Source organism: Clostridium zhoujianii, assembly GCF_051590805.1.
Classification (GTDB): Bacteria; Bacillota; Clostridia; order Clostridiales; family Clostridiaceae; genus Clostridium.
Genome location: NZ_JBPUTF010000002.1, coordinates 58,796 through 82,868, shown reverse-complemented (window position 1 = coordinate 82,868; position 24,073 = coordinate 58,796). Strand labels below are relative to the sequence as shown.

Annotated in this window: 12 protein-coding genes and 1 other RNA gene; 11 read left to right on the top strand and 2 right to left on the bottom strand. The window is 30.3% G+C overall.

Annotated features, from left to right (window positions below; translation table 11 throughout):
• The first annotated feature begins 109 nt into the window (after positions 1-109).
• From secG to smpB, 4 genes are all read left to right on the top strand, one after another.
• A complete protein-coding gene (secG, locus tag ACSYT2_RS13975) occupies positions 110-343 on the top strand; it encodes a preprotein translocase subunit SecG (protein ID WP_430856758.1) in 234 nt (77 codons plus the stop codon).
• Positions 344-469: 126 nt separating this feature from the next.
• A complete protein-coding gene (locus ACSYT2_RS13970) occupies positions 470-2,494 on the top strand; it encodes a sodium-translocating pyrophosphatase (RefSeq protein ID WP_438385046.1) in 2,025 nt (674 codons plus the stop codon).
• Between the two features lie 336 nt (positions 2,495-2,830).
• Positions 2,831-5,056: a ribonuclease R gene (rnr, locus tag ACSYT2_RS13965; protein WP_430856756.1), complete on the top strand. Its 2,226-nt coding sequence runs from the start codon at positions 2,831-2,833 to the stop codon at positions 5,054-5,056.
• Positions 5,057-5,093: 37 nt separating this feature from the next.
• Entirely contained in the window at positions 5,094-5,561 is a 468-nt protein-coding gene (gene smpB / locus ACSYT2_RS13960) for an SsrA-binding protein SmpB (RefSeq protein WP_430856755.1), read from the top strand.
• Between the two features lie 162 nt (positions 5,562-5,723).
• Here smpB and ACSYT2_RS13955 read toward each other — a convergent pair whose 3' ends face one another.
• Entirely contained in the window at positions 5,724-6,011 is a 288-nt protein-coding gene (locus ACSYT2_RS13955) for a hypothetical protein (RefSeq protein ID WP_430856754.1), read from the bottom strand.
• Between the two features lie 405 nt (positions 6,012-6,416).
• On the opposite strand from ACSYT2_RS13955, the gene ssrA reads away from it, so the two are divergent.
• The 6 genes from ssrA to ACSYT2_RS13925 all read left to right on the top strand — a co-directional run bounded on the left by ssrA (position 6,417) and on the right by ACSYT2_RS13925 (position 21,010).
• Positions 6,417-6,772, top strand: a transfer-messenger RNA (tmRNA) gene (ssrA, locus tag ACSYT2_RS13950).
• 267 nt (positions 6,773-7,039) lie between these two features.
• A complete protein-coding gene (locus ACSYT2_RS13945; protein WP_430856753.1) occupies positions 7,040-7,198 on the top strand; it encodes a hypothetical protein in 159 nt (52 codons plus the stop codon).
• 105 nt (positions 7,199-7,303) lie between these two features.
• Positions 7,304-10,369 (top strand): type 2 lanthipeptide synthetase LanM family protein, encoded by a 3,066-nt coding sequence (locus tag ACSYT2_RS13940; protein ID WP_438385045.1) that lies wholly within the window; start codon positions 7,304-7,306, stop codon positions 10,367-10,369.
• Positions 10,370-11,137: 768 nt separating this feature from the next.
• Entirely contained in the window at positions 11,138-17,167 is a 6,030-nt protein-coding gene (locus tag ACSYT2_RS13935) for a M60 family metallopeptidase (RefSeq protein WP_438385044.1), read from the top strand.
• 63 nt (positions 17,168-17,230) lie between these two features.
• Positions 17,231-20,383 (top strand): immunoglobulin-like domain-containing protein, encoded by a 3,153-nt coding sequence (locus ACSYT2_RS13930; RefSeq protein ID WP_438385043.1) that lies wholly within the window; start codon positions 17,231-17,233, stop codon positions 20,381-20,383.
• A 306-nt stretch (positions 20,384-20,689) separates the two neighbouring features.
• On the top strand, positions 20,690-21,010 hold the full coding sequence (locus ACSYT2_RS13925; protein WP_430856749.1) for a (2Fe-2S)-binding protein: 321 nt from the start codon (positions 20,690-20,692) through the stop codon (positions 21,008-21,010).
• A 229-nt stretch (positions 21,011-21,239) separates the two neighbouring features.
• Here the strand turns inward: ACSYT2_RS13925 and ACSYT2_RS13920 are convergent, their stop codons facing one another.
• Complete coding sequence (locus ACSYT2_RS13920; RefSeq protein ID WP_430856748.1) at positions 21,240-22,238, bottom strand: 3-oxoacyl-[acyl-carrier-protein] synthase III C-terminal domain-containing protein; 999 nt, start codon at positions 22,236-22,238, stop codon at positions 21,240-21,242.
• 286 nt (positions 22,239-22,524) lie between these two features.
• On the opposite strand from ACSYT2_RS13920, the gene ACSYT2_RS13915 reads away from it, so the two are divergent.
• Complete coding sequence (locus tag ACSYT2_RS13915) at positions 22,525-23,991, top strand: methyl-accepting chemotaxis protein (RefSeq protein WP_430856747.1); 1,467 nt, start codon at positions 22,525-22,527, stop codon at positions 23,989-23,991.
• Positions 23,992-24,073 lie beyond the last annotated feature (82 nt).

Genomic DNA, 24,073 nt, shown 5'->3' with positions numbered 1-24,073 from the left:
AAGTTGACCTTATTTTTATTTTTATTTATTGAAAATATATACAGTATATGCTATGATAATATTAATAAATTATGTAGATTTGATGCTTTAAAAAGCAGGAGGTGTTCCTATGAAAACTGCACTTTTAGTTGTAGAAGTAATCTTAGGATTAGTAGTAATTGTATCAATATTAATGCAACCAAGTAAGTCAGATGCATTAAGTGGATTAGTACAAGGAAGTAAGAATGAAACTTTCTATTCAAAGAACAAGGCAAGAACAAAAGAAGTTATGCTTGGAAGAATTACTATGATAGGTATGGCATTATTCGCAGTAGTTACAATCGCATTAAACATAATGAAATAGAAGAAAAGATAACAGCTATTTATAGCTGTTTATTTTTTTGGACTTTTTAATACCTTCATGAATATCATAGCTATTAAGGTAGATAAACAATAACCTACTTATAAAAAGTGAAGGGGATGGGTTTAAGTGAATTTATTATTAATACCTTTGATTTGTGGCATAACTGCATTAGTTGTAACTATTTTTATTTCCAGGGGCATAATTAAAAAGAATCCAGGTAATGAAAGTATGAAAGAAATTGCAGGGCATATTGAAGAGGGAGCAATGGCTTTTCTAAAGAAGGAATATAGGTATTTAGCTGTATTTATAATTGTTGTAGTATTAGCTATAGGAATTTTTTTAAGTACACAAACAGCTATTTCATTTTTGGTAGGATCAGTATTTTCAATAATTGCCGGATATATTGGTATGAGAATAGCTGTAAAAGCAAATGTTAGAACTGCACAGGCAGCAAAGAGTGGTATAAAAGAAGCACTTTCAGTTGCTTTTTCAGGTGGTACAGTTATGGGCCTTTGTGTAGTTGGCTTAGGACTATTTGGACTAGGAGTACTTACGATAGTTTTTGATTTGAATACGGAATATATAACTGGGTTTGGATTAGGGGCATCATCTATAGCATTATTTGCAAGAGTTGGTGGTGGTATATATACTAAGGCTGCGGATGTAGGAGCAGATCTAGTAGGTAAAGTAGAAGCTGGAATACCAGAGGATGATCCGAGAAATCCAGCAGTTATTGCTGACAATGTTGGAGATAACGTAGGGGATGTAGCTGGAATGGGAGCTGATTTATTTGAATCCTATGTAGGTTCAATAATTTCAGCTATAACATTAGGATCTGTTATTACAGGGATATCATCTAGAGATGGAGCAATATATCCAATGTTATTATCAGGAATAGGAATTGTAGCATCATTAATAGGAATTTTTGTTGTGAGGAATAGTAAGGGAAATGATCCTCAAAAAGCTTTGAATTTAGGAAGTACAATTTCAAGTGTTTTAGTAATTATATTTGGTGCAGTAGTATGCTATTCAGTATTTGGAGAACTAAAATTATTTATACCTGTAATTGCAGGGTTAGTTGTTGGTATGATTATAGGTAAAGTAACTGAAGTGTATACATCATCAGATTATAAGTCAGTTAAATTAATAGCAGATGAATCTGAAACAGGTCCTGCTACTAATATAATTGCTGGACTTTCTGTAGGAATGAAGTCAACAGTGGTTCCTGTAATATTAATAGTAATTGGGATTATCCTTGCCTATTATGGGGTAGGTGGAGGTAGTAATCCATCAATTGGATTATATGGAATAGCACTTTCAGCAGTAGGAATGCTATCAACTACAGCAATAACAGTTGCGGTTGATGCATATGGACCAATTGCAGACAATGCCGGTGGAATAGCAGAAATGAGTGGGTTAGATCCAGAGGTTAGGGAGGTCACTGACAAGCTTGACTCAGTAGGAAATACTACAGCAGCTATTGGAAAGGGCTTTGCAATAGGTTCAGCAGCTCTTACAGCATTAGCTTTATTTGCATCCTATGCACAAGCTATTAATTTAACAACAATAGACTTATTAAACCCATTAACATTAGTAGGAGTATTTATTGGAGGAATGTTACCATTCTTATTTTCAGCTTTAACTATGGCATCAGTAGGTAAGGCCGCCACAGAAATGGTTGAAGAGGTAAGGAGACAGTTTAAAGATAAGAAGGGAATATTAGAGGGAACAGAAAAACCTGATTATTCAAGATGTGTTGAAATATCAACGAAAGCAGCATTAAATGAAATGATATTGCCAGGAATATTAGCTATAGTAGTACCTATAGGAATCGGTATGCTTTTAGGGGGAGAGGCTCTAGCTGGATTAATAGGTGGAGGGGTAGTTACTGGTGTTCTTATGGCAATAATGATGGCTAATTCTGGTGGTGCTTGGGATAATGCTAAAAAGTATATAGAAGGTGGAGCTCATGGTGGTAAAGGTAGTTATGCTCATAAGGCAGGGGTGGTAGGAGATACTGTTGGTGATCCATTTAAAGATACTTCTGGGCCATCTATGAATATATTAATTAAGCTCATGACTATTGTATCTCTTGTATTTGCGCCGATTATAGTTCAGTATGGCGGAATATTATTAAATTGGTTGAAATAATAGTTTTGAGATAAATTAGATAATTTTAGGGAAGCAATGGGCTTCCCTAAAATATTTTAATGCAGTTATTAGTAACCTATACAAATAAAGAGAAAAAGAAAAAATAACTATGAAACAAACTCATAGTTATTTTAGTTTCAAATAGCTATAATAAATAAAAAAAATGCCAAATGGAATAATATAATAAAGAACTTAGAATTATAAGGATATCACTTAAGTAACTATTAAAGTATCACTATTAATGCCTTTGTGGTAATATATAAGTGAGTATTAGTTGGAATTTTTGGGTATTATATATATGGTTATGTAATTATTTTATAGGCAGGAGGAAATTAAATGGGAATTAAAAATACACTACTTGAGTTTATGCGCGAAGAAGCATATAGACCAATGGATATTCAGGAACTAGTAGTAGTTTTTGACATAGATGTGGATGAATATAAGCCTTTTAAGAAGGCACTTAGAACAATGGAAAAAGAAGGACTTATTATAAGAACAAAGAAAGATAAATTTGCATTACCTGAAAGGCTAGGTTTAGTTAAAGGTAAGTTACAAGCACATTCAAAAGGTTTTGGTTTTCTTATTCCAGAAACAGAAGGAGAGACGGATGTATTTATACCTAGCTCATTTATAAATGGAGCCATGAATGGGGATAGAATACTTGTACAAGTTACTAGGGAAGATAAGAATGGAAAGAAGCGTGAAGGAGAAGTAGTTCAAGTACTTGAAAGAAATAACACAAAAATTATTGGTGTTTATGAAGATAGTAGGAATTTTGGATTTGTAGTATCAGAGGATAGTAGGATAAATCAAGATATTTTCGTTTCTAAGAAAGATAGGAATGGAGCAGAACATGGAGATATTGTAATAGTTGAGATAACAAAATGGCCAGAAAAGAGAAGAAGCCCTGAAGGAAAGGTAGTTGAGGTATTAGGACAGAAGGGTGATAAAGGATTAGATATATTAACTATAATTAAAAAGTTTGGATTACCAGAAGAATTTAGTCCAAAGGTATTAAATTTTGCACAATCTATACCTGAAGAAATAGAAGCAAGGGAATATAAGAGAAGAACAGACCTTAGAGATGTTAGAATGGTAACTATTGATGGAGAAGATGCTAAGGATTTAGATGATGCTGTTTCTATAGAAAGATTATCTAATGGAAGATATAAGCTGGGAGTTCATATTGCAGATGTTTCTCATTATGTTAGAGAAAAAAATCCACTAGATAAGGAAGCTTTAAACAGGGGTACATCAGTATACTTAATTGATAGAGTTATTCCGATGTTGCCTAAAGAATTATCAAATGGAATATGTTCATTAAACCCTAAGGTAGATAGACTTGCATTAACTTGTTTTATGACAATAGATAACAATGGTAAGGTATTAAATCATGAAATAGTTGAGTCTATAATTAAAACTAATGAAAGAATGACATATACTGATGTTACAAAGATATTAAAGGATAATGATGAAGAGTTAATTAAAAAGTATGATTATTTAATAGATGACTTTAAAGCTATGGAAGAGTTATGTAATATTCTTTTCAACAAGAGGATGAAGAGAGGAGCTATTGACTTTGATTTTGATGAAGCTAAAATAACATTGAATGAAGTTGGTAAGCCAATTGAAATTAAACCTTATGAAAGAGAAATTTCAAATAGAATGATAGAAGAATTCATGCTTGTTTGTAATGAAACCGTAGCTGAATATATGTATTGGACTAACTTACCATTTGTATATAGAATTCATGAAGATCCAGATGAAGAAAAGTTAGAAAAATTTAAAGAGTTTATTTATAATCTTGGATACTTTGTAAAATGGAATGGAGATATTAAGCCAAGAAATCTTCAGGAAATTTTAGAAAAGGTTAAGGGGAAGAAGGAAGAAACAGTTGTAAGTACTTTATTATTAAGAAGTATGATGAAGGCAAAATATTCACCAGAATGTGTGGGTCACTTTGGATTAGCAGCTAAATATTACTGTCATTTCACTTCTCCAATTAGAAGATATCCTGATTTACAAATCCATAGGATAATCAAGGAACATCTAAATGGAAAAATTGATGAGGGAAGAGGAAAGAAATTAGTAGGGCTTGTAGAGTATGCAGCTAAGCAATCATCGGAAACAGAAAGAATTGCAACAGAAGCAGAAAGAGAAGTTGATGACCTTAAGAAGGCAGAATACATGTTAGATAGAATTGGAGAAGAGTTTGAAGGGATTATATCTTCAGTTACATCGTTCGGAATGTTTGTAGAGCTTCCTAGTACTATAGAAGGATTAGTTCATATAACAGCTCTAGATGATGACTACTATATCTATGATGAAAATCATCTTTGCTTACTAGGGGAAAGAACTAAGAAGGTTTATAGGCTTGGAGATTCAGTAAAAGTTAAGTGTAGTAAAGTTGATATCCCTAATAGAGAAATATTCTTTGATATGATAGAGGATGAATATACTAGACAGGAAATTAAAGCAACTAAGGAATTATTAGAGAAATTACCTGAAGTAAAGCAAGGACTAAAGGAAGAAGTTGAAGAGTCAGGGGATAATATATTATAATTTATAGTAAATAAATAAACCTAAGTGGGTGAGATGGATGGCAAGAAAGAAAGATATTAATTCATTAGCTGAAAATAGAAAAGCTAGACATGACTATTTTATCGAGGAGGCTATGGAGGCTGGTTTAGCCTTAGTAGGAACGGAAGTTAAATCAATAAGGCTTGGTAAATGCAATCTAAAGGATAGTTATGCAGACATATATAATGGGGAAGTTTATATAAAGCAAATGCATATTAGTCCTTATGAACAAGGAAATATATTTAATGTAGATCCTATGAGAGAAAGAAAGCTTTTACTCCATAAGGAAGAGATATTTAGACTTATGGGATTAGTTCAAAGAGATGGATATGCACTTATACCATTATCTCTATATCTTAAAAATGGCAGAGTTAAAGTAGCCCTTGGAGTTTGTAAGGGTAAGAAGAATTATGATAAGAGAGATTCTATGCTTGAAAAAGCAGCTAAGAGAGACATGGATAGGGCTATGAAGGAAAGAAATAGATAAAGTAGTTATTAGCAATGGTAATAATGGAATGGACAAAAAATAAAAGCAACTAAGAACAAACTTAGTTGCTTTTATTTTTACAATTTCTTGGGTGGAAATGTAAAGATGTATATAAAAAAATTGTTGGGCAAATTGATATCTTTATTTAAGTTTATAATAAATTTAGAAAGTTGTCCACAGTGGAAGGACAATATTAAATAGATTGTGTGGATTAAATAATAGAAAATGGGATGGAAGCCCTTTGGCCTCCGCATCTCCATTTCTATAAGAAATTAGAGTTGTAAAACTCTTTTCACTTATATCCCCATTAGTAATTACTGAATAATCCTTTGTTATAAGGATTAAGGCATTAGCAAATAGGGAAAGTAGGATTATTAGGAATATTAGAATTTTTAATGTTAGTCGCTTTTCTTGGATAAAACTTTTAAAATCATTTAGCCAAAGTGACATTACATTTCCTCCTTAGTTGTTATTAATGATATTTATAAATAATAACCAAAGTTAGTATTTACAGTTTCATGAACATTTATCCGATGGCTACCATTGCTAAGGCTCCAACTTTCTATAAGTGTGGGAACTAAGCACTGCTATGCCCCTGGATTGGTTCTTCTAAGCTTCAGGTGGGGTAGAGTATTCCTATTAAGAAAAATCCACCTGAAGCTAAGAACACTTTATTTAACTAAGGTAGAATATATTATTGGATATTAATTAAATTAATCCAAAATATGAAGAAGATACATGGTTTTATTATGAATATCATAAATTGACATTGTAAATTATATATTATATAATGAGGTACTGAAGATAATAAAAACTAAATAGCAATATTTGTTTAGAAAATCTTCTTACAAACATGGGGGCGTTATGGCTTCGACGGGGGTAAGATGGGTTTGATAAGCGGGCCGAGGAAAGCATGGTGCCTCGTTAATCAAGTATGCACTTAAAGATAAACGCAGAAGATAATTTTGCATTAGCAGCTTAATATAAGCTACTCATCAGCCCAGGTTGCCTACGGCTTGGATAACTGGTGTCATTGAAGTAGGAAACGAAGTCTAGCAAAGCTTTGAGCTAGAGGGGTATTTATGAAGCTAGTGAATTATGTGCCTGTCTGTAGGCGTCATAAGGAGCGAATTTTAATATACAGACTACGCTCGTAGAAAGTCAGGCTGGTCTGCTTTCGGACACGGGTTCGACACCCGTCGCCTCCACCATGAAACCCACGAAAATCTTAATTTAGGATTTTCGTGGGTTATTTTAGTTTGCAAAATAAGTTTAAAGAGTTGTTTCAAAATAATTTTAATTAAATTTTGAGAGAACTCTTTTTTGATAGAAAAGATAAATATTAATACATATAATTCCAAAAATAGAATAAAAATGGTAATATATGATGGTCATAGGAATGAGATGAACTGATTATAAAAATAATAAATACATTTTATTATTTTAACAGAATGTATAAAGAAAGGGGTAGGAATTTTATGGATATTAAAGTAGAAAAGGATTTGATGAGAGAAATCCATCAAGAAGAAATCGAAGGATCAATTATAGGGGAAACAAAGTCTTTATTTCCAACACTAACATTAAACACAATAAACTCTACTGGGGTTTTGGATTGTTTTTGGTGTATTTTTTGTTAGATAGTATTTACTAGAAGAATAAAAATGTGAGTTAGTGGAGAAGGCTTTGTCATTTTATATTTTGAGGAAGCCTTTTCAATAATAGATTTTAAAAAGGAGAATAATGTGGGTAAAATAGAGGTAAAGAGAAGAGATTATTGGATAAAGCTGTTTCCTAAGTTGAAACATCAAGGTGAATTAAATGATTTAATTATGAAATGTTCTAGTAAAAATTTAGAATCTTTAGAGAATGAATTTAATAAATCTTTGAAAGAAAAAATAAAATTTAGTTTTTTAGAAGAATGTAATGATGAAAGTTATGAAGAAATAGTTAATAATGTATTAGATAGAATAGAACTGAATTTTAGATGGGCACATTTTTTTAAACCTTTAATTTTAGCTCATACTAAGGAATTATATAAGTTAGTAAAAGAAATTAGAATAATAGAAAATAAAGAAGAGTTTTTTTACATATCGATTTTTGAAATTGTAAAAAAGATGCAGAGAACATCTTATAGGGTATTAATATCTCAAATAAATACTTTAAGTAAGGAAAATAAACTTGTTGGTAACTCGCCCAAAGAAAGAGGAGATTACTTTAAAAATGTAGTTTTAAGGGATAAGAATTATTTAAATAGTGTTTATGAATCTTATCCTGAATTATCTAGATTACTGATGATATTAGTAAAAAATGAAGTTAATTTTATTTCTAATATATTAGTATCTACTGATAAAGAATTTATAAACTTAGTAGATATTTTTAACATAGATAACAAGGATAGATTAAAAGGTTTTTCTTTATCTTCAGGAGATACGCATAATGATGGTAAAAGTGTGACTATATTAAATTTTACTTCAGGAAAGAAACTTTTATATAAGCCAAGAAATATAGAAATAGATTATGGATATAAGAAGTTTATAAAATGGCTCAATAGTAAAAATATAGATGGATACTATAATTTATATTCACCTAAAGTATATAGTAATAGTAAAAAAAATGAAGGTTGGGTAGAATTTATAGAGTATAAAGAATGTAGAGATGATGAAGGGGTAAAAAGATTTTATAAAAGAATAGGGGAAATTTTATGTTTATTTCACCTATTTAATTCCACAGATTTTCATTATGAAAATCTTATAGCAGGAGGAGAATATCCAATATTAATTGATCTGGAAACTGTACTAAATCCAAAGGTATATGAAAAAGTTGATGAATATACTGCCTTAATGATGGTTAATAAAACTATAAATGATTCTATATATTCCTGCGGGCTTCTTCCTAGAAATATAATAAGCAATAAGAATGAAAAATATATAGATATTTCAGGTTTATCTGTAGATAAGGAGCAGGAAGACAGAATAAAAAGCAATGTTATAGAAAATTATGATACTGATGAGGTAAGATTAGTAAGAAAATATATGAATTGGATGCCTAAAAATAATAACCCTAAATTAGGTGGCCAAATAATTGAATCTAAAAATTATGTTGAGGAGATAAAGGAGGGATTTATTAATTTATATAGATGGGTAATGAAGAATAGGTCAATGTCAAAAGAAAAGGTAATAGAAATTTTTAACAAAATAAGGTGCAGGGTTGTAATTAGAACAACAAATGTATATGATCAGATATTAAATACAAGTTATCATCCCCAGCTACTAGAAAATACAGTAGATAGAAAAGTTTATCTATCTAGAATAGCTTTAAGCTTGAATAGTATTGTAGAACAATTTGTTGAAGAGGAATATAAACAATTATTAAATGGAGATATACCTTATTTTGTGGCCGATACGGATAAAAAAGATATTTGTTATGGAGAAGAAGGAGAATGTAAAAATATTTATGAAAATTGTATATTGGATGATATATGTAATAATATTGATTCTTGCAATGAACTGGATTTGGAAAAACAAGTATCTATGATTAATATGTCATTTGAAGATAAATTAATAAATAGTAGATTTAACATTACAAATAATAAATTTATACAGAAGGATGAGTATAAAAAATATAACAGAAAGGATGCTCTAAAAATAGCTGAAGATGTAGGAAATTATATTCTTAGAAAGTCTATTAAAGGGAAAAAAGATGGTCGTGAAGAGTTAATGTGGATTGGAGTAAGGGCTGTTATAAAAGGAAATGTCAGTTCAATTTGGGCAAGTGGGACAGATTTATATAATGGCAATGCTGGAATAGGATTGTTTTTAGCTTATCTTGGAGAACTTACTAACAATGAAAAATTCAAAAATGCAGCATTAGAAGTATTAAATCCTATTATAAATCCTGATGAAGAAGAACAAAATATAGGAGCATTTAATGGATTGGCTGGGAATATATATATATTGTATAATGTTGGGAAATTCATGAATAAGCAGGAGTTTATTGATTTTGCATATAAAGAAATAAGTTTATTAGTAAAGCTTATAGATAGTGAAGATAATTATGATGTAATAGGAGGTCAAGCAGGTATTATTTTGGTGGCAACATCTCTTTATAAAGTAATTGATGATGAAAAAGTAAAAAAAGATCTTTTAAATATAATGAATGTAGCTTATGAACAAATTAAGAGACAAGCAATTACAAAGAAAGAAGGACATACATGGAGTGAAAATGGACTTTTAGGATTTGCTCATGGAAATGCAGGAGTGGAAGCTGCGCTAATTAAATTTTTTAATATTACTGAAAGGGAGGATGCTTTAGACCTTTTAAAATCAGCCATTAAATTTGATAGAAGATTTTTTAATAAAGAAAAGGGAGGATGGCCTAGAGCAGCTGAGAATTATGAAGTTTATTCCAATTTCTGGTGCAATGGAAATGCCGGAATGTTATTAAGTAGACTTATTTTAATTGAAGAGGGGTATAAGGATAAATTAATTAATGAAGAAATAAGGTTTTGTATAAAAAGGATATGTACAAAAGGTATTGGTAACGACTTCTCTTTATGTCATGGAGATTTAGGAAATTTATTAGTTTTATATAGAGCTGCAGAAGTTCTAAAAGATGAAGTTTTAAAGGGTAAGGTTATATCAACTTTTAACAATTATCTTGAGAATTTTGAAAAAGAAAAAATAATGGAAAAGGAATTTAAGTATATAGAAAAAAATGGTGTTATGATAGGTATTAGTGGTATTGGATATTCAATTTTAAAATTTTTATATTATGATGTAGTACCAGATATTTTATGTTTTGAACAATAAAATTTTTATAAATATTAGAGGGGTATAACAAAATGTAGTGGATTTTAATATTAGGAGTAATGCTGGTGATTATGAAATCTAATATAAAAAAGAAAAAATAACTGAAATGAAGTTAGATGCTAATTATATAAAGTCTTATTTTAAAATTGAGTAATACTATATTGTGAAATAAGCATATTAAAGAGAGTTGATAAATTTAAAGTTAGAATTAAGAAGAATATATTATGACTGTTGCTAAGGGATTTTAATCTGCTGATGTGACAGTCTATTTTTATATGAAAATATAGTGAGAAAGTTTTAGCAACATCATAATATGTCGTAAAATGCATATGTGAAATCTAGGTGGCATTTGAAAAAATAAATCTAATTAGAAATGTATTTAATAAAAAAAGTAGATTGCCTATCAAATTAGAAGATTTTAGATTGGAAAGATATTTAAAAATGAGTGTATAAGCGGGATAAAAGATAAAAACTATAAAATTAAAATAGAATAGAATTTTATTTTATAAAAATATTTAATTAAAAATAAAGGCATTTATAAGTATAAACTTAGTAAATAGTAATTATTAAATAAAAAAAAATAATAAAATAATAAAAATAATTAAATATAATAAAAAAGGATTATAAAGTAAATAAAATAGATGAAAAAAGAAAAAAACCAAGTTATAATAATAAATGCTGAAATAATATGTAAAAAAAAGTTATTAAATTTAATTAAATTTAAATTTAATTACATAAATCATTAAACTTGAAAAGGAGACCTGAAGAATGAAACGAAAAATATCAACTACACTTGCTGCAACCTTGATAGCAAGTCAAATGCAGAGTGTTGCATTTGCAAAGGATATTAATAGCATTCAAGAAGCTAATGTTATTAATGAAGATACGTCGCATGAAATGAATAATATCAATAAGGATATTGTAAAAGAAACAGAAAAAAATGAATTAGAAGAAAATTCGACAATAGAAAAAGAAGAAGTTATTAAGACAGAAAAAGAAAGTACAGTGGCTGTTAAAGATAACTATACACCAACTGGTAAGTTAGAGTTAGATTTAAACTTCTCTATGCCTATAAGGGTTACTGATATGAATACAACAAATATATCAGTAGAGTTAACAAATGAAGATGGCGTTACTGAAACTGTTAAACTTGGAAGTGATAATACATCTGGTGAGTTAAATTCAAATATAAAATATACTTTAGAAGCACTAGATCATAAAAGAAGTAAATTAGAAGACGGAGCAGAAAATTTAGACTTCTATCACTTAACTTTCAATAATCTTCCCCTAGGAATATACTCGTTGAAAATAAAAGGGGCAGGATATGATACTGCAAATGTAGATGGTATAGAAATTCTGAAGTCATCAAAAAGAATTTTAATGGGAACTAGTGAAAAGAAAATAGCTATTGATAATAAGGGAACAAAAGATGCTTCTGATGATATTACAGAGGTTTATCCAGGAGTATTCTTAGCAGGTAATATAAATGATGAAGCTGCTGTAAATGAGCTAGATTACGAAGCTTTAAAAAATGAAATAAAGAGTAGTTCTGTAGAAGCTAAAGTTGGTAGTAACTTTGATTTAAATAGAGATGGACAAGTTGACATTACAGATTTAACTTATGTACATCAAAATATGAATAAGGAAAAGAAGGAAGCAATAATTCAAGATACAGATGTTATTATAAATCCTGAGAATGTATCTATAGAAGTTGCAGATACTGTAGAAGTTAAGGGTGCAGACATAAAGGATATATTAAAAGATAATGGTAATACTGTAACCTTTGAAACTAAAGATGGAGTAGCCTTAAGTAAGGATAATCCAATATCAGTACCAATTGACTTAACAGGTTCAGCTACATATTCTTCTGGAGAAGGTGGAAAGGTAGAAAAGGTAGTAATAAAAGCCCCAAGTGAAACGGCACCAGGAACAGGAAATGTTGTTATTCCTAAGGCTGGGGAAAGTGGTCAAGACATAGTTGTTGAATTTAATGAGAAGAATTCAACAAGAACAAAGTATAGAACTGCTGATGGTCAAGCTATAGATGAAATAGTAATAGACCTAGGAAAGCAAGTGGCAGTAAGTCAAATTACTTTAAATGTAACAAGTGGCAGAAATAACAAGAACCTAGCTGAAATAGCACAAGTAGATTTTTTAAATAATGTTTACAGTGAAATGCCAAAGCCTAAGATGAATATTCCAGTAATAAGTAAATTTACTAGTGCAACAGCCGTTGGTAATGAACATATGTATTTAGAGTGGGAGCATCAACCAAATGTAACAGGATATGAAATAAAGGTTGAAGAAGTAAAAGCTAATGGTAAAGTAAGCTACTATAAGACAAGTGAAAATAGTTTTAAAATCGAAAAAGTTGATCCATACGGTATATATAGAATAAGTATTCAATCCTTAAGTGGAGACGAATGGAAGAGTGGATACAAGGATGAACAAGATGATTATATTGCTGATGCAAAAGGAAGCACTAACTTAACAAATAATTCAAATGATAAAGATGGAATTCCAGATAACGTGGATAAGAATTATAATCCACAAGGGTGGGATTCAAAGTCAGGAATATTATCAGATAGTGCAGCTGAAGGTGTTGAAAATGCAAACGCTTATGGAGCTGACTCTATTATAGAAGTTCAGGTAGTTCCAGAAACAGCACCAGAAGGACCAGAGGGAGTTAAAATAACAGGAAAGTATAAAAGTCTTGAGGTTAGTTGGAAAGCACATAAAAAAGCAAAAGACTATGATCTTTACTACAGGAAAGTTGGATCTGGGGCATGGATAAAGGCTAATGATAATAATAAGGATTATGTAGATACTGATCCTAATAATGATATACCAGATGGAGTAAAGGATCTATCTCCAGAAGAAAAGAAAGATCATGATGAGTTAATAAGAGGTACAAGTTACAGAATCAATGGTTTAGAAGATAAAGCAACATATGAAATAATGATGACAGCAACAAACCATCATGGAACTGGTGGATTATCTAAAACTTATATAGGATCTACAGAGGGAATTAATCCTCCTAAAATGACAAATTATAAGTTGATAAATAAACCAACAGAAGGTGAGATACCATCTTCACATATAGTAGATATTGAATATGGTAGAGTTGATCCTACAGAACATCCAAATGGAATGGAAAACAAATATGCCATTGTAGATAATGATCATACTACATATTGGACATCCTTCACCTGGAACTCAAGTCATAGTTCAGGGCCACTAGTTACTTTTGATAAAGAATATACAATGGATACTATAAGGATAGTGACGCGTCTTGATGGAGGATATGCAGTAGGAGATGTATTTGACTACGTACCAGTAAGATATTTTGATTCTGGGAAAAATGAGTTTGTTAATGTAAATGCTACATATATTCAAAAAGTAGACAATGGATCAAAGTACTATGAAGTTAAACTTCCAGAACCTGTAACAACAAGTAAGATTCAAACTGCCTTAAGAATTAATCCGTCATATGGAAATGTAGCTCGTTCAAGTATAAGTGAGATTAAATTCTATGAATATGATAGTTTAGAAAATGATGTAGATAACTTATTTGCAGATGATTTAATGCTAGAGTTAAAAGAAGATGTTACTCAAGAGAGGATAGATGAGCTTCGAACTCGTGCAAATACAATTGACTCAGGATCTATGGAATATCATCCAAATAGAGAAATCCTTCTTGAAAATATTGAGAGAGCTCAGAATTTATATGAAGATGTTAACATAAAAGATAGGATAGTAAGCCTTGATTCACAAATAAGAAACCAAGGAAATACAATAGGTCAAAGCAATAACTGGCAAGCTTTAGGTGTTGCAGCAAGACCTGGTGATGAAGTAACTATTTATGTGGGATCAAATAGGAAGGATACAACATTCAACCTTGGTGTAACTCAGCATTATGGTGAATCAGGAACCTATATGATAGCTAACAATATACCATTAAAAGTAGGTAAAAATGTTATAACTATTCCAGAATCACCATTTGATATGAATTATGAAAAAGGTGGAAACTTATATATCAATTTCGCATCAAATTATAATGAAGTACAAGATGTAAGAGTTAGGGTAAGTGGAGGAACTGAAATACCACACTTAAATCTTAATAACATGATAGATGATGCTTCTAAGGAAATTGAAGTTAAGGATGCTATTAGAACCTATATAAGAGAATTAAAAACTTATGTAGGCACTTTACCTGATAGATATCCAGAAACAGTAACTTCAGAAGATAAAGCTAATAACATTTATTCATATGATCCAGAAACTTCAATATTGAACAGTACAGAAATAGAAGGTGAAAGAATTACACTTTCACTTGCTGCAAATCAAGTACTTAATGGTATTGAATCAGGTATAGTTGGAAATGAAGAGGCACAAGTAAATAGAGTATATGATACATTACTTGCTTGGGAACAATTAATGAAGGTATCTTATGCACAACAAGGATTACTTGAAAATCCAATAGATTTTGATGGTAATGGAATAATAGATAATACTCCTCAAGAAAAGCTAGGTGGAAAGGGTGAAAGTACATATTTCAATGAAAACAGAGCACCTAGAAATAGAATCAATATTAAATATCAAAGAATGTTTACAGGGGCATTTATGTATGCGTCAGGGCATCATGTTGGTATAGGATATGGATCAGTTCCAGGAATGATGACAGGAGTTCCATTTAAATTTGATGATAATGGAAACTTATTAAATCCAGAAGAAGGAAATCTATTTGGCTGGGGTATTAACCATGAAATTGGACATGTTCATGATAGGGATGGTTTAACTTATGCAGAAACTACAAACAATATTTTAGCATTAATAAGCCAGACTTTTAATGATACTAGTGAGTCAAGAGTTGAACCTGTTATGGATAAAGCCTATAAGAAAGTAACTTCAGGAAGTGAAGGTTTAGCCAGTGACGGCCTAGCAAGACTTGCGATGTTCTGGCAATTACATTTAGCTTACGATGATGATAATACTTACAAAATGTTAGAAATAAATAATTATGAGGATTTAGAGAATGATACTATCTACGCTAAGTTATACAGGGAAGCAAGATATAAAAAAGCAGCAGATAGCGAGGTAGGACATGATAGAACTGCTCAAACATTTATTATGAGAGCATCTGATGCAGCTGGTAAGGATTTAAGAGAATTCTTTAAGAAATGGGGATTGGTTGCTAGTCCTAAGACTAATGCATACTTAGACAGCAAGAACTATCCTAAGGAAACTAGAGCAATCTATTACTTAAATGACTACGCTAGAAGAAGAAGAATAGATGCTATACAAAATAATGATATGAGTAGAGTAACTATGAATGAAGGTACAAAGGTTAATGCTACTTTTGGAACAGATAAGAAGGGAAATGAGATAGGTAATGGAAGTTACTTAAATCAAAAAGAAGTGCCATTAAGCCTAGGGGTAAATCAAGATTCTGATAAGATTTTAGGATATGAAATCATAAGAACAATAGAAACAACTGATGGTGTTGAAACAACTGAATCTGGGTTTGTTGAAAGAGATAGAGAAAATGATATTACTGAATATGTAGATGTATTAGATACATTAAATAACAGAACAATAGGATACAAAGTAAAAGCATATGATTATAACTTAAATGTTACTAGTATAACTGAAATTGGAACAGTTAAGGTTACTCATGATGGAAGTATCGCTAAAGATGAATGGAAGTTTGATACAAATACAAGAAGTAATGATGATGTTTCAAATGAAAATACTGGGCATGGACAAGTACAAAGCGGATCAATAAACAATATAAAAGATAATGATTCATCAACAGTGTACAATGGGTCAAAAACAACTGATATGAATGGTAACATAGTAAATGGAAATCCTTATGTTACAGTTGATATGGGAAGAAATAAGCAGGTTGTAGGACTTAAGTATACTCCAGCTAAGTCACAAGCTAAGAAGTTCTCATTAAAGAACTTATTCAAGAAGGGTGATGAAACTACTTATGAACCAATTAGCAATTACGAAGTTCATGTAAGTAAAGATGGTAAGAATTGGACTAAAGCTCATTCAGGGAAATTTGATATTACAAAGGAAAATACAATATACTTCAATGAAGCAGGAAGTTCTGATAATAGCCAATTATGGTCATACGATGCTCAATATGTAAGATTAACTTCAACAACTAGAGGGGTTGATACTATATCTATAGCAGAACTTGATATATTAGGACCACAAGGTGACAATATCGAAATTGGATCAGACAATGGTGATCAAGTTTATAGAAATGGAGTAGGAAGATTAAAGACTAGTTATGAATATGCTGAGGGTAAATCAATTCCAGCAGGTTCAATTATAGTAACTGGAGAATACAAAGGGGATCCTGCTTTTAATGTACCATTAATAATAAATGAAAATGGCGGAAACTTTGCACTACAAGCTCAAGCTGTATTATTAGCTAATTTACCAGAAAACTCAGAACTTGGTGAAGTTGCAGAAGGAACTTGGATATATTGGATTACTCCAGAACAGCAAGGTACGATTTCAGGTGGAGAATTTGATGGAGAAAACAACATTGAAGGGACTTTAATAAAAGCTGAGTTAAAGAGATTTAACAAATTAGATGCACAAGGAAGACCTGTAGGTGAAAGATTGGTAAGTGATACATTCTATGTAGAGCTACCAACTGATCTTAAGGATTTACCATCTATAGATTTAAAGGGTGGTACTGGAAGAACTCTAGGATCTTCTTATGACAAAGTATTTGAAATAGATAGTAACATGATGGGACATATGATAAAGAATAGATAATTAAGTTAACAAAGGTGCTGTCTCTTTAGGGAGGCAGTGGCCAATAAAGGAAAGGAGAAGTATATGAAAAAGATGAAAAAATCAGTAAAGACTGCAGTAGTATCTACTTTGGTATTATCATCAACAGCAGCTATTGCTTATGCAGGATCTTCAATTTCTAATAAAAAAAATACTGATTTAGAAAATAGTTTAAAGTTATTAGTAGAACAAAAGGATAGTGATACAGTTAAGGTTGCTATCGATAATGTAAAAGATATAGCAAAATCTATGCAATTTAGTATTAAGCTAGATGGAGCAAAGTTAATAGATGGTGAAAATAGTATTACAGATCTAGTTAAGCCAGAAGTAGAATCAAGAGTAAATGGTATAAATGGAACTAGCAATGTAATTACAGATTACACATATAATGAAGAGAAAAATACTATTGATGTTCTTATAACATCAGATAGCTCTTTACCTAAGATCGGTGATAAGATTGATATATTTGAATTAGATGTTAAGGCTAATGAGAATACTGAAAAAGCTGATGGTGATGCACCAACATTTAAAGTAATTCCAAATAATGAAAATAGCTATAAGTATGTAACTAACACAAATAAGGAATATAATAAGATTGGTGTAACTTATGATAAAGATCACACAATTGTTATGAATGCAGCTCCAACTATAAGCTCAAATGGTAAGTACATAGAGATATTAGAGGGAGAAACACTAAAGTTAACTGCTGATGAATTAGGTTTGACTTTAAATGATAATGATGGAACTGATGGACTAAGATTAGAAGTTAAACTTGATAATAAAGGTGAGGCAATTGCTGAATTTGTTGGAACTATACCAGGTATTTATCAATTAAGTTGTGTTGCAGTTGATAAGTATAATGCTAAGTCTGAAGCTATAGAAGTTCAAGTAAATGTTAAGGAAGATGCTGTTACAGATGCACCAAGAATCACTAAAAAAGATGGTTCTGATTTAGAAGACATAATATTAAGATCAGGAGAAGAATTTAAACCTCTTGATGATGTTAAGGCAATGGATGCAAAGGGTAGAAACATAGAGGTTGAGGTATCAGCGAATGAAGAAATTAACTTTGATCCAGAAGAAGATACTGATTATGTCTTAACATATAAAGCTACAGATAGATATGGAAATATAGGTAAAAAAGAAGTAAAGTTAACTATATTAGCAAATTCAGCTCCAGTTATTACAGGGGTTAAAGATCATAAGTTAGCTGTTGGAGATTTCTTTGATCCAAGGGCAGGAGTTGAGGTAAAGGATGAAGATGAAAATATTGAATTAAGAGTTGAAAGTAATGTTAATACAAAAATTGTAGGAACATACCAAGTTTCTTATAGTGCAACTGACAGTGCAGGTAAAACTACTAGAGCTATAAGTAAGGTAGTTGTAAATCCGAAGTTTAGTATTATAAATAGAGCGCCAGAAATTCATGCAGAAGATAAAACTATAACAGTAGGAGATTCATTTGATCCAAGAGAAGGTGTAACTGCAACTGATAAAGAGGAGCTTGAATTAACACATGCAATAGAGGTTGTACAAAATAATGTTGATACTAAAACACCAGGAAGATATACAGTGACTTATAGTGTAACAGATAGTAAGGGAGCTAAAGTAACAAAAACAATAACAGTAACTGTAAATCCAAAGTCAGAAATAATAAATAGTATACCAAAAATAAATGCTACTGATAAAACTATAAAAGTAGGTGATAATTTCGATCCACTAGATGGAGTTACTGCAACTGATAAGGAAGATGATGATTCAACATTAAAAATTGAAGTAGTTGAAAACAATGTAAAGACAGATAAAGCAGGAGTATATACAGTTACATATATGGTAGTGGATAGTCAAGGTGCTAAGGCTATAAAGACAATAACAGTAACTGTAAATCCGAAGTTTAGTTTAATAAATAGTGCGCCAAAGATAGAAGCAAATAATAAGACTATATTTGTTGGAGACAAATTCGATGATACTGTGGCCTTAAAAGATGTAACTGCTGAGGATAAAGAAGATGGTAACTTAACATCAGAAATAAAGGTTATAGAGAATAATGTTGATACATCAAAAGCAGGAGTATATACAGTTAAATATAGTGTTACAGATAGTAAAGGTGCAACTACAACTAAAGAAATAACTGTAGTAGTACTTCAAAAGATGGAGCAAATAAATCATGTTCCAGAAATAAAAGCAAATGATAAGATTATCAGATTAGGGGATGAATTTAATCCTCTAGAAGGGGTATCGGCATATGATTACGAAGATGAGAATATAACATCGAGTATTAAAGTTGTATACAATAATGTTAATTCAAATAAAGAAGGCCAATATAAGGTTAAATATAGTGTATCTGATAGTGAAGGAGCAACAGTAACTAAGGAGATAACCGTAACTGTTAAAAAAGATATAGTATTAGCAGAAAGTATAACTATAAATAATAAAAATAATAATAAAATGTATTTGGAAAATACAAAGATTATAAGCGCAACAATAAATGAACAAGCTGATATAAAAGATATAGATTGGACTATAGATAATGAAAGTCTAGCATCCTTAGAGATAGTTGGAAATGAAGCGAAGATAGTTGCAAAAGCTGAAGGTAAAGTTACTGTAACAGCATCAACTAAAGATGGAAGTAACAAAACAGATAGCATAACAATAGATATAATAGACTTTGCAAAAGATGATAAATTACCATCATACATTAAGGATGTAATTGATACTAACCTATTATTACCAATAGCTGGTACTGGAACAGGTGAAGAAAATTCACCGCTAGAGTTTGAGGTTAAGAATGTAACTGCTAGTGAAGTAGAAAGATTATTAGAAGGTCTAAAAGATTTATCACCTGTATTAGAAGAGATTCGTGAAGAAAATAATTCTAAAATATATAAGATAAAGCTTACAAAAAAGGCAGGATTATTTAGATATAATGATGAGACTTATATAGAAATAAGAGTAAGTAATAAGTTAGATAATTCAGCTGAAATAAATAAGATATTAGCTCAACTAGCATCTGAAGAAACAGATAAACCAGGAACAGAAGATGGATCAGGTTCTGAAGAAACAGAAAACTCAGATGAAGAAGATTCAGTAACAGAAGGAAACTTAAAGACTGGTGATACAGGGGTATTAGGTTACCTTGGAGTAGCAGCTGTAGCAGGCGTTGCATTATTATTTGGTAAGAAAAAAAAGAATAGGTAAGCTAGAGGATTTATTAGTAATTAGATAGGCTAGATAAGTTTAAATATCCTATGGTAGACTCTTTGAAGAGACTACTATAGGATATTTATATAGGTTAAAATAAAGACTATTACATTAAGTAAACAAATCCACGAAAAAGAGGATTAGTTAATGAGTCAAGATGTGCATCTTATTGACTAGGTAATAAAGAGCAAAATAGAAGATCAGTTTATAATATTATAAACTGATCATAAATTAATTGATTTATGATAATAAATACTATAGAATAATCATTATAAATTAATAGATAAACGGAGGAAATTAATAATGTCAGGTAATAGAATAGTATGTCATTGTAAAAATGTTGATTATGTAACAATAAGAAAGGCTATGATTTCAGGAGCACGTACATTAGAGGAAATAAAAGAGATGACAGGAGCTTCTACTGGCTGTGGAAGATGTGAATTAGAAATAGAAAAAATATTAGCATCTGTATGTGGATGTAAGAATGTTTCTCTTGAGGATGTAGTTAGTGCAGTGAAAAATGGAGCAGATACAGCAGAAGAGGTTGGAGAAATCACTGGAGCTGGAACTGTTTGTGGAAGATGCAAAGCTCTTATAAATAATGTGATAGAAATAAAAAAATAGAGGATTTTCTAAGAATATAAAGATAAGGTTTTATTCTTATTTAATAAAGAGACTTATTAGAATTCTATAAGATTATAGAAAGGGATAATTTTAGATTATTATAAAGCTGTAGATAAAACTACAGCTTTTTTGCGATATTTAAACATTAAAAATATTATGGCACAAATCTATATAGAAAGGCTAGTACACCATTTAGAATTATGACTATGTGAGATGATTTATTTTGATATTAATATCTAAGTAGTACACATGAAGCAACTACTCCAGCTCCAACAGTCCATAAAATTACATGGTCTCCTCGTTTTAATTCACCTTTTGATACAGAATCTGCTAAAGCCATAAATGGGCTTGTAACACCTGTATACCCAAATCTATCACCTACGAAAGGAAATTTGTGTTCTGGCTCTTCTAATGATTCTCTTATCATATCAATATTTTTCTTTGCAAATTGAGATAAACAATATAATTTCACATCATTTTTTGTTAGGTTGTTTCTACCTAATATTTCATTTATTGAATCAACTGAACTTGCGAATGCTTCATCAGTATTAAAATCTATCCATTCTATTATTCTATTATCTTTTGCAGTCTCTTCATCTATTGGCAATACCTTAGAGAAACCAGCAGGAGGGAAGTTTATATAGCAGCTTAATGAGCTATCAACGTAGGATGAGCTATCTATGAAATTTGATTGGTCATCTTCAGTATTCTCAAGTAAAACAGCACATGCAGATTCACCAAAATTAGCATAAGTAATAGCTTCTGATCTTCTTGAATATCTTATCAATAAATCAGAGCCTACAAGTAAACTATACTTAATCCTATTATTACTTTGCATAGTTCTACAAACTTGATCCATTGCTATTATCATTCCTGCACAATTACCATTCATATCATATGCATTTGCATTTTGAGCTAAACCTAGAGCCTCATGAATTTTAACAGCATTTGTTGGAGAAAGATATTCAGGTGTGGTAGATACAAATACAACTTGATTTATATCTTTAACATCGATATCTGCATTTTGTATAACTTTTTTACAAGCTTCTATAGCCATAGTTAAGGAATTTTCATGATAATCTTCAGAAATATAACGTTGATCTCTTCCAGTGACATTTAATAATCCGGAAATATCTATTCCTTGATTAGAAAAATGCTTTAAAAAATGGTCGTTAGAATAGTTTGTCTCCGGAGTATAATACCCAATCTCTTTGATTTTTACGTTCATTAGTTGTCCACCTTATCTTCTTATTAAATATATAGATAGTTATAATTATTCATAAAAAGTTAATATAATTATATATATATATACATTTATAGATAACTATACCATAAAGGGTAAGTATTTGTATATCAATATTCAATAAAAAGTATATAAATATGTAATAAAAAGTATATTTACAAGTGGAAAAAATATATCATATAAGATATAGAAGAATATTGTTGAAAGTGGTAAAGTTATACATATATATTACGAATAATATATAGTATTGAATGAACAAGGGGGAGCAGTAATGGACTATAAAAAAAATGTAGAATTAAAGAATAAAATAATGTTGTTAGGCTTCATATTATCAGTAGTGTTAAGGGTGATTTTTGATATAATTTTAAAGGTTGATCAGAAAGCTATATTAATACTAATTGGGGTTTCAATTCCTTTGATTGTAATTGATTTCATTATAATAAAAAAGAAATTCATTATTCAAACTATGTATTACACAATATTAATGTATACAGTTGTTATAGGGATAATGTTTGTATCAGATCCAAGTTGGGCTAACTTTATTTTGATATACTATGGAGTTATAGTATTGTCAGTATACCAAGATTTAAAGGTATTAGTGATTGAAGCAGTTTTGGCTATAGGACTTATAGTATGTATTTTTATAAGCTATAAAGATTCTCTATTTAATTATGTGGGGTACTATGAATTAGCATTTTATATTCTATATGTAATAGCTGGATCAATTATATTATCAATAAATGCTATTACAACAAAAAGCATTTATAAAGATTTAGAGGAGAATCATAAGGCTACTGAAGAAGCGAAATTCAAGGCCGAGCTATTACTTGAAAAAATATATAATACTATAAAAGTTTTAACCTTGACTAATGAAAAAATAAAAAGTGGAATTTCTGTAACAGGGCAAATAGCAGAAGAGATAACTAGCTCTACAAGTGATGTTGCAAATAATGCAACCAAAGAAGTGGATGTAATGATGGAAATGAAAGCTTCAATAGAAAATGGAGTGGAAAAGGTAGAGGAAGTTACGAATGCTATTAAAACAATGGAAGAACTATCGAAATCAACTGAAAGTGTTGTTTTAAAGGGTAATAATAAAGTGGATGTATTATCATCAGAAATGAATAAAGTTAATACAAATATTATGAGTGTAGTATCATTGATAAATGAACTAAGTGATGAAAATACAAAAATTGTTCAGATAATTAATAGTATTACAAAAATATCGGAACAAACAAATTTACTAGCTCTTAATGCATCAATAGAAGCCGCAAGAGCGGGGGAACATGGAAGAGGCTTTGCTATTGTTGCAGAAGAAGTGAGAAAATTAGCTGAAGATTCAAAAATGTCAACTGATAAAGTTGAATCAATATTAAATAATATATCTAATAAGACAAAGATAGTGGCAGAAGAGATATTAAGAGAGGAAAAGACAATAGAGATATGTAATGAGCATACAAAGGACGTCAAAGAATTATTTAAAGATGTTAATAAGAATACTTCAAATGTATTAAATTATTCAAAAAATGTTGGATCACAATCAACAATGCTAGAAACAACTATGAAGAATACACTAAGTTCAGTGAATAATATCAGTGAAAATGTAGAGGCAACGGCAACTGCTATGGAAGAAATTTTTGCTGCAATAGATGAACTTAATAATAGTATTATAGATATAACGAGTAGTTACAACGAAATAGATGATATATGTAATGAGTTAAATGGCATAAAATTATAAAAGAAATTATATAGAAAGATGGTTATTGCAAATTAGCAGTGACCATCTTTTTTGCATATTATACTTGTAAAGGAAAATTAAT